Annotated in this window: 7 protein-coding genes; 1 reads left to right on the top strand and 6 read right to left on the bottom strand. The window is 70.8% G+C overall.

The features are described 5' to 3' along the window. Nucleotides 1-612 (top strand): SDR family NAD(P)-dependent oxidoreductase (locus AC1D15_RS13390; protein WP_477826361.1); only part of this gene is annotated, 612 nt, incomplete at its 5' end. Here AC1D15_RS13390 and AC1D15_RS13385 read toward each other — a convergent pair. From AC1D15_RS13385 to AC1D15_RS13360, 6 genes are all read right to left on the bottom strand, one after another. Continuing rightward, the gene (locus tag AC1D15_RS13385) at nucleotides 562-1,494 is read right to left on the bottom strand and encodes a nucleotidyltransferase domain-containing protein (protein WP_477826360.1); all 933 of its coding nucleotides are present in this window, start codon (nucleotides 1,492-1,494) and stop codon (nucleotides 562-564) included. The genes AC1D15_RS13390 and AC1D15_RS13385 overlap by 51 nt on opposite strands. A 20-nt stretch (nucleotides 1,495-1,514) precedes the next feature. Then, the gene (locus AC1D15_RS13380; RefSeq protein ID WP_477826359.1) at nucleotides 1,515-2,762 is read right to left on the bottom strand and encodes an MFS transporter; all 1,248 of its coding nucleotides are present in this window, start codon (nucleotides 2,760-2,762) and stop codon (nucleotides 1,515-1,517) included. Nucleotides 2,763-2,776: 14 nt separating this feature from the next. Then, nucleotides 2,777-3,847, bottom strand: coding sequence for a phosphotransferase family protein (locus AC1D15_RS13375; protein ID WP_477826358.1), 1,071 nt, complete (start codon nucleotides 3,845-3,847; stop codon nucleotides 2,777-2,779). Nucleotides 3,848-3,887: 40 nt separating this feature from the next. Next, a complete protein-coding gene (locus AC1D15_RS13370) occupies nucleotides 3,888-4,664 on the bottom strand; it encodes an SDR family oxidoreductase (protein WP_477826357.1) in 777 nt (258 codons plus the stop codon). 5 nt (nucleotides 4,665-4,669) lie between these two features. Further along, on the bottom strand, nucleotides 4,670-5,686 hold the full coding sequence (locus AC1D15_RS13365; RefSeq protein ID WP_047500798.1) for a Fe(II)-2OG oxygenase family protein: 1,017 nt from the start codon (nucleotides 5,684-5,686) through the stop codon (nucleotides 4,670-4,672). Between the two features lie 53 nt (nucleotides 5,687-5,739). Then, on the bottom strand, nucleotides 5,740-6,790 hold a 1,051-nt coding region (locus AC1D15_RS13360; protein WP_477826356.1), incomplete at its 5' end, for a phosphoenolpyruvate carboxykinase (ATP).

Below are 6,790 nucleotides of genomic sequence, written 5' to 3'. Positions count from 1 at the left end.
CTGGTCAACAACGCGGGCCGCTCGATCCGCCGCGCGATCGAGAGCAGCTACGACCGCTTCCACGATTTCGAGCGCACGATGCAGCTGAACTACTTCGGCTGCCTGCGCGTGACGATGGGCCTGCTGCCCGGCATGGTCGCGAAGAAGAAGGGCCACATCGTCAACATCAGCTCGATCGGCGTGCTGACGAACGCGCCGCGCTTCTCGGCCTATGTGGCCAGCAAGGCGGCGCTGGATGCGTGGACGCGCTGCGCGTCGAGCGAGTACGCCGACACCGGCATCACCTTCACGACGATCAACATGCCGCTGGTGCGCACGCCGATGATCGCGCCGACCAAGATCTACAACAACGTGCCGACGCTCGCGCCCGAGGAGGYGGCCGACATGATCGCGCAGGCCTGCGTCTACAAGCCGGTGCGCATCGCGACGCGCCTGGGCATCGCCGGCGAGGTGCTGCATGCGCTGGTGCCGCGCATCGCGCAGATCGTGATGAACACCAGCTTCCGGATGTTCCCGGACAGTTCGGCGGCCAAGGGCGACAAGTCCGCCAAGCCGACGCTGTCACCGGAGGCGATGGCCTTGCAGCAGATGATGCGCGGCATCCATTTCTGACCATCCCGAGGGCTCCTGCGCATCCGAGACGTACTCGCGTGCCGGCACCGCACCGGCACCCGCCTCCATCCAGCGCTCGGACGCGGTGGCGATCTGCTCCAGGTGCTGCTGCGCCGCGCAAGTGCCGTTGCTGCGCTCGGGCAGGTCGCGCAGGATCGCCCAGCAGGTGCGCCGCAGCATGTGCAGTGCCGCGGCCAGCTGCAGGGGGTTGCCGCTCAGCTGGGTCGACGCGCTCTCGATCTCGCGCACCACACGGTCGCTGTCGAGGCCGTCGCGCACGATGCGCTTGACGCTGGCGACCGGGTCGTAGGCGCGGCCCAGCTGGAACAGGCGCAGCGCGAGCGCGATCGCGACCAGGCTGGTCAGCACCTGGCGTGCCGCGAACAACTCGCCGCGCGTCAGGTGGCGGCAGATCGACATGTGGGCGTAAGCCACGTCGAACTGGGCGCGCGCCGCGATGCAGTCGTTGGTCAGCTGCCGGGCCACCGCCGCCTGCAGCGGCATCAGGTGCCGCGCGCCCCACAGCGGCTGCCAGCGCAGCACGCGCTCGACGACCGGCAGCGTGTCGGGCGTCACGACGAAGAGCTCGAGCTTGAAGCCATCGGCATACAGCACCGAGGTGCGGCAGCCGAAGCCTTCCTTCCAGGCGGGCCCACCGACCAGCTGCACCGGCTCCGCGACCAGCGGCAGCAGCGCCTCGCCGACCTGGCGGGCGCCTTCGACCAGCGCGCCCTCGGCGAGCAGCACGACGAGATCGAGGTCGGAATGGTCATCGTGCCGGCCGCTGGCTTGCGAGCCGCCGAGCGCGACGGCCAGCGCATGCGGGCAGTGGCGCAGCGTGGCCTGCGACAGCTGTTCGGCGAGGCGGGTGCAGTCTCTCATGGGAGCTCCCGGCGGGGGCGTCATGTGTGCAGCGCCACGCTGACGCCGGCTCGCTGGGCCAGGGCGGCCCGGATGGCGATCACGAGCGCGCCGGCGGCGGTCATCGCGGACGCCAGCGCGTACACGCAGGGGCCCCAGGTCGGCAGTGCGCGGCTCGCGAACCAGGCGGCACCGGCCATGCCGATGCCGTGCGCGCAGGCGGTGTAGAGCGCCTGGCCGGTGATGGCGTAGCGGTTCGGGCTCAGGTCACGCACCCACAGCGCGCACAGCGCGTGCATCCAGGAGAACGAGGCGACGTGCAGCATGAATCCGACCAGCAGGCACGGCAGGCTGTCGTCGTCGGCGAGCAGCGACCAGCGCAGCAGGGACAGCATCACGACCGCGCCGAACAGCCGGGCGTTGCCCCAGCGGGCGCGCAGGCGATCGAAGGCCGCGAAGCCGAGCGTCTCGACGCCGAAGGCCGCGCACCACAGCGCGGCAATGGCCGGGCTGCCGACGCCTTGCTGCTGCAGCAGCAAGGTGGCGCTGCTGTAGAAGACGCCGTTGGCGCCGATCAGCAGCGTGGCGCCGACCAGCAGCAGCACACCGCTGCGGGTGGCGAGCGACGCGGGCGCGCGGGCGGGCATCGCGATGCCGGCAGGCGCCGAATCTGGCAACTGCGCGGACAACTGCTTTGGCAACTGCTCCGGCACCGGCGCGGGTGCCCGCACCATGGATCGCACGGCCGACTGCATCGCGTGCAGGCTGGTGATCAGCACCAGCGCCGACACCAGCACCATCAGCGGCAAGGCAGCCTGCTGCCATGCGGCCCCGGCCGACCACAGGCCGCCGAACAGCAGCACGCCGGCGCACACCGATGCCGAACCGAGCGCCCGCATCGCGCCATAGCGCATCGCGCCGCCGGTACCCCTCAGCCGGGTCGCGATGGCCTCGAGCAGGCTCTGGCAGTAGTTGCGGCAGGCGGCCATGACGACCACCGCGAGCAGCAGCCCGGCGAAATGCGTCGAGGTGCCGAGCAGCCAGGCGGCGCCGAGGACGGCCCAGGCGGCCACCCACAGCAGGCTCGACTGGCGTCGCGACGCATCGGCCCACCACGCGAGCAGCGGCCCGGTGACCAGCTTGACGCCGAACACGGCGCTGAAGATCCATGCCACCTCGTCGGGGGCCAGCCCCTTGTCGCGCAGGAAGGGCGGCAGGTAGCTCAGCAGCACGCCGGCCGGCAGGAAGAATCCGATGTAGCCGAGGGGCAGGTGCCATGCGTGGCTCACGCGACTCACGCGGCTCACAGTTGGCGCTCCAGCATGCCCAGGCTCCACGCCCGCACGCGCCGGCCGGCGGTGTCGTCGAGGTGTCCGGTCCAGACGGCGCGCGTCGGGCCGACCAGCCGGTACAGGCACTGGAAGGCCAGGTGCAGGTGCAGGCGTCGCCGCCAGGCCGGCGGGTCGGCCAGCAGCCGTGCACTGGCGTAGTGGTCCCAGGCGCGCGCGACGAGGGGGAGCGGGTCGCGGTCGTGGCGCAGCGCGCGGATCACGTACTCGCTCAGCAGGTAGGCGAGGTCGTAGCAGCCTTCGCCGCAGTGGCCCTGTTCGAAGTCGATGACCGACACGCCGTTCTCGGCGTCGACCAGCACGTTGCGGGAGTTCAGGTCGCCGTGCACCGGCTCGGCTTCGAGCACGAGGTAGTCGTGGATGAACGCCAGCGCTGCGCGATGCAGGTGCGGCGGCAGTTCATCGACCAGCCGGGCATATTGCAGCTCGATCTTGAAGGCCTTGAAGGGCCGGCTCGCGGCGAGCAGGCTGTCGCGCGGCTGCAGCGGCAGCGCGTGCAGCCGGCCCAGCCAGCGCGCGATCGAACGCAGGGGCAGCTCGATGCGGGGATCCTGGCCGGCGGCGGTGGTGGTGGTGTGGGTGCCGGGGGCCTGCAGACGCTCGTACAGCGGCATGCCGGCCGCAGCATCCATCGCGATCACGTCGTACTCGCTCTGGATCGCGACCAGCGCCGGCACGTTCAGCGGCGGCGTGCCGGCGTGCATCGCGGCGGCCCGCGAGGCCATGTCATGCCAGCTGCAGGCGACGAGGCAGCGCTGTGCCGCACGCGTCGGCAACGGCGGGAAGTCGCTCGACAAGGCCGCTTCGGTGAAGCGCTTCAGGTAGTGCGTGCCGGCCGGGGATGTCACCTTCAGCACGCGGTTGAACAGGCCGCCGGTGACCGGCTCGATCTGCTGCGGGCTCGGCCACAGCAGGCGGGCGACCTGGATCATCTCGCTGTCGATGCCGATGGTGTCGGCCGGGGGCAGCGGGAGCGGCAGGCTGAGTGCGGGGAGCGTGGCGGTGGCGGTAGCGGTGTGGGACATGGTGCGAGCCTGTGACGGAGGGTGGTGCAAGGACGCGGGGTCAGCGCGCCGGATGTCGGTGGATGCCGCGCACGTACAGGCTCTGCGCGACCGGGAAGAGGCTGATCTCCTGCACGTTGACGTGCGCGGGCTGCTGGTGGATCCATTCGATGGTGCGCGCCAGGTCGTGCGCTTCGAGCGGCGCGAAGCCTTCGAAGCGGGCGGCGGCATCGAGGCCGGGCTGGCCGTCGAGCAGGCCGGTGCGGGTGGTGCCTGGCTGCACGCAGCTGACGCGCACGCCCGAGCCGTGCAGGTCGGCGCGCACGCAGCGCAGCAGCTGCTGCGTGTAGGCCTTGCTCGCGGCATAGGCCGCCATCAGCGGGGCGGCGTCGTGCCCGGCGATCGAACCGAGCACGACCAGCGTGCCGCTGCCGCGCTGCAACAGCAGCCGGGCGAGGTTGCGCACGACGAGCGTGGTGCCGAGCACGTTGGTGTCGATGGTGGCGTGCAGCTCGGCATCGCTCATCGCGGTGAGCGGTGCACCCTGGAAAGCGCAGCCGGCACAGTGCACGGCGAGTTCGATGTCGTGCAGCCGCAGGCGGCCGCGCTCGGCGAGCTGGCCGAAGGCGGCATGCAGGCCGGGCCGGGCGACATCGTGGGRCAGCGCGATGAAGCGGCGCGGCCAGTCGCGTTCGAGTTCGGCCAGCAGCGCGGCGTCGCGCGCAATGCCGACCACGCTGAAGCCACTCGCGAGCAGGCCCTGCGCGACCGCACGGCCGATGCCGCGGCTCGCGCCCGTCACGGCGCACCAGCGGGCGGGTGGGGGGCTTTCATCCATCGCGGTCATCCATTGATCAGGTACGAGCTGCCGGGGACCAGGTGCGGCTGGTGCGGCGCGATGGCATGGACGTTGACCGTCTTGATGCTCCAGCGCTGGTGTTGGGCGGCCTCGTCGCGCACGATGCCGATCTCCTTGCCGTGCAGCGACAGGTTGTTCGAGATCGAGACGAAATCGCCCGGGCGCATCAGCACCCGGCGCTTCATCGCATGCAGCGTGGCGGTCAGCCGCTTCACGGCACGGGTCGCCGAATCGGTCAGGCCCTCGGTGCGGTTCTCGAAGAAGCGCAGGTCGACCTCGCGTGTCAGCACCGCATGCTCGGACGCCTTGCCCAGGGCCACGTTGCCGCCCACCATCGACAGGTCGTCGAACGGCGTGTAGAACGCGGCTTCGCGCAGCACCGCCAGCGTGTCCTTGTCGAGTGCGGCCAGCACGTCGCGGTTGGCGACGAAGGTGGTCCAGATCTCGTTGTCGTCGCAGCTGCGCAGCGCCAGGATGTTGACCAGGTCGGGGCGCACGAAGTGGTTCGCGAGATCCTTGTGGAAATGGATCGGACCGAGTGCCTTCTGCGATTGCGAGTCCTTCAGCGCGTCTTTCGGGAAGATGTCCTGGAAGACATCGCCGTCGTTCACGTTCAGGTACGAGATCGGGTGCTCGCCGGCCACCTCGGCGTACAGCTGCAGGAAGCCTTCGGCGACGAAGCTGCGCTTCAACCGGTGCTTGTCGGCCACCGGGTCGACATTGCCCAGTTCGGGCAGCAGGCTGTCGATCGGGCAGTTCTCGACGAACACGAACGGCCGCTCGTACGCGGACGCGCGCCGGCGCCCCTCCATGAAGTCGCGAAAGCGCGCGAGGTTCGGATCGCCCGCGACCAGCATGCGGATCTCGTGGCTGAACGCCTCGTAGGCCTTGTACGGGCTCACGCGGATCGATTCCAGGCGCCGGACCAGCGCGCTGCGTTCTGCGTCGCTGAAGCTGAAATCCAGCGGCAGCTCGCGGCATCGGGTGTCGAGGGGGGTCATCTTCTGTTCTCCCTGAAGGTCGGGTGAGGGTGCGGATGCGGTTGGGGTGGCAGTCATCGATCGAGCAGCTGGCGCAGCCCGTGCTTGCCGCAGACGGGGTCGATCGTGATCTCGAGCCAGGGCACGTCGGCGGCGCGCAGCCAGCCGAGCGCCGCGGCACCGGGCTCCTGCCGCTGCGCGAGGCCCCGCGTGTCGCCGTGCCAGCACGGGAAATCGGGGTCATCGGCCGGGAACAGCGCATCGGCGATGTCGGCATGCTGCAGGCCCGCGGTGCTGTCCGAGGCATGCACGGTGACGCCGGCGGCGTGGCCCGGCTCGAGCGTGGCCCGCACCACGCCGGCCAGCGGCGCGCGCGGCACGTACAGCGTGCCCAGCACCTCGGCCAGCAGGCAGGGCGCGACGATGCGCTTGTGCCGCTGCGCGTAGCTGCGCCGGTACAGCGCCCGGTCGCAGGTCTGGCCGACATCGATGTGGCGGCGCTGCAGGTCGCGCAGGCCGGCGTCGAAGCTGCGGCGCAGCTCGGGGTAGTCGACGATCGTGCCTTCGCAGTACGACAGGTAGCTGGGCCACGACCACACGCTGCGCCCGTCTTCGGCATCCAGCAGCACCCGGTCGTTGGCGAGCGGCCGCGCGCCGTGCCGCAGCACCATGTCGATGAACAGCGTCGACTTGCCGGCCCCCTTGCTGCCGAGGAACAGCCAGGCCCCGCCATCGAGCACCACCGCGCTCGCATGCAGCATCGGCGCGAAGCGCGGCCCGCGGCGCCACAGCGTCAGGTTGCGCGCGGCGTGGAAGATCAGCTCGCTGGAACGCACGGCGCGCATCGGGTCGATGTGCACATCGAGGCAGGCGCGCCGCGCATCGTGGCGGAACAGCATGCCTTCGCCCGGCAGGTGGATGGCACCGCCGGCATCGATGCCGGCATCGGCCGGTCCTTCGAGGTTCCAGTGYGGGTAGTTCAGCGAACGGTGGAAACGCGCCTGCGCCGGCCAGCCGGCGGCTGCGTCGGCCAGCTCGGCGGCGCTGGCGTGGTGCACGCGGATGTCCATCGCCGGCATGGCGCCCGGCTCGACCACCGAAGGCTCGTAGGAGCGCGCGATGCGG

It is taken from the genome of Rhizobacter sp. P2_H2, assembly GCF_056403375.1.
Note: the sequence above shows the minus strand (reverse complement) of the source record. Positions and strands in the feature narration are given on the sequence as shown.

Excerpts from the sequence above, each read along its gene's own strand:
- AC1D15_RS13385 (WP_477826360.1), bottom strand. The coding sequence starts at position 1,494 with ATGAGAGACTGCACCCGCCTCGCCGAACAGCTGTCGCAGGCCACGCTG.
- AC1D15_RS13375 (WP_477826358.1), bottom strand. The coding sequence starts at position 3,847 with ATGTCCCACACCGCTACCGCCACCGCCACGCTCCCCGCACTCAGCCTG.
- AC1D15_RS13365 (WP_047500798.1), bottom strand. The coding sequence starts at position 5,686 with ATGACCCCCCTCGACACCCGATGCCGCGAGCTGCCGCTGGATTTCAGC.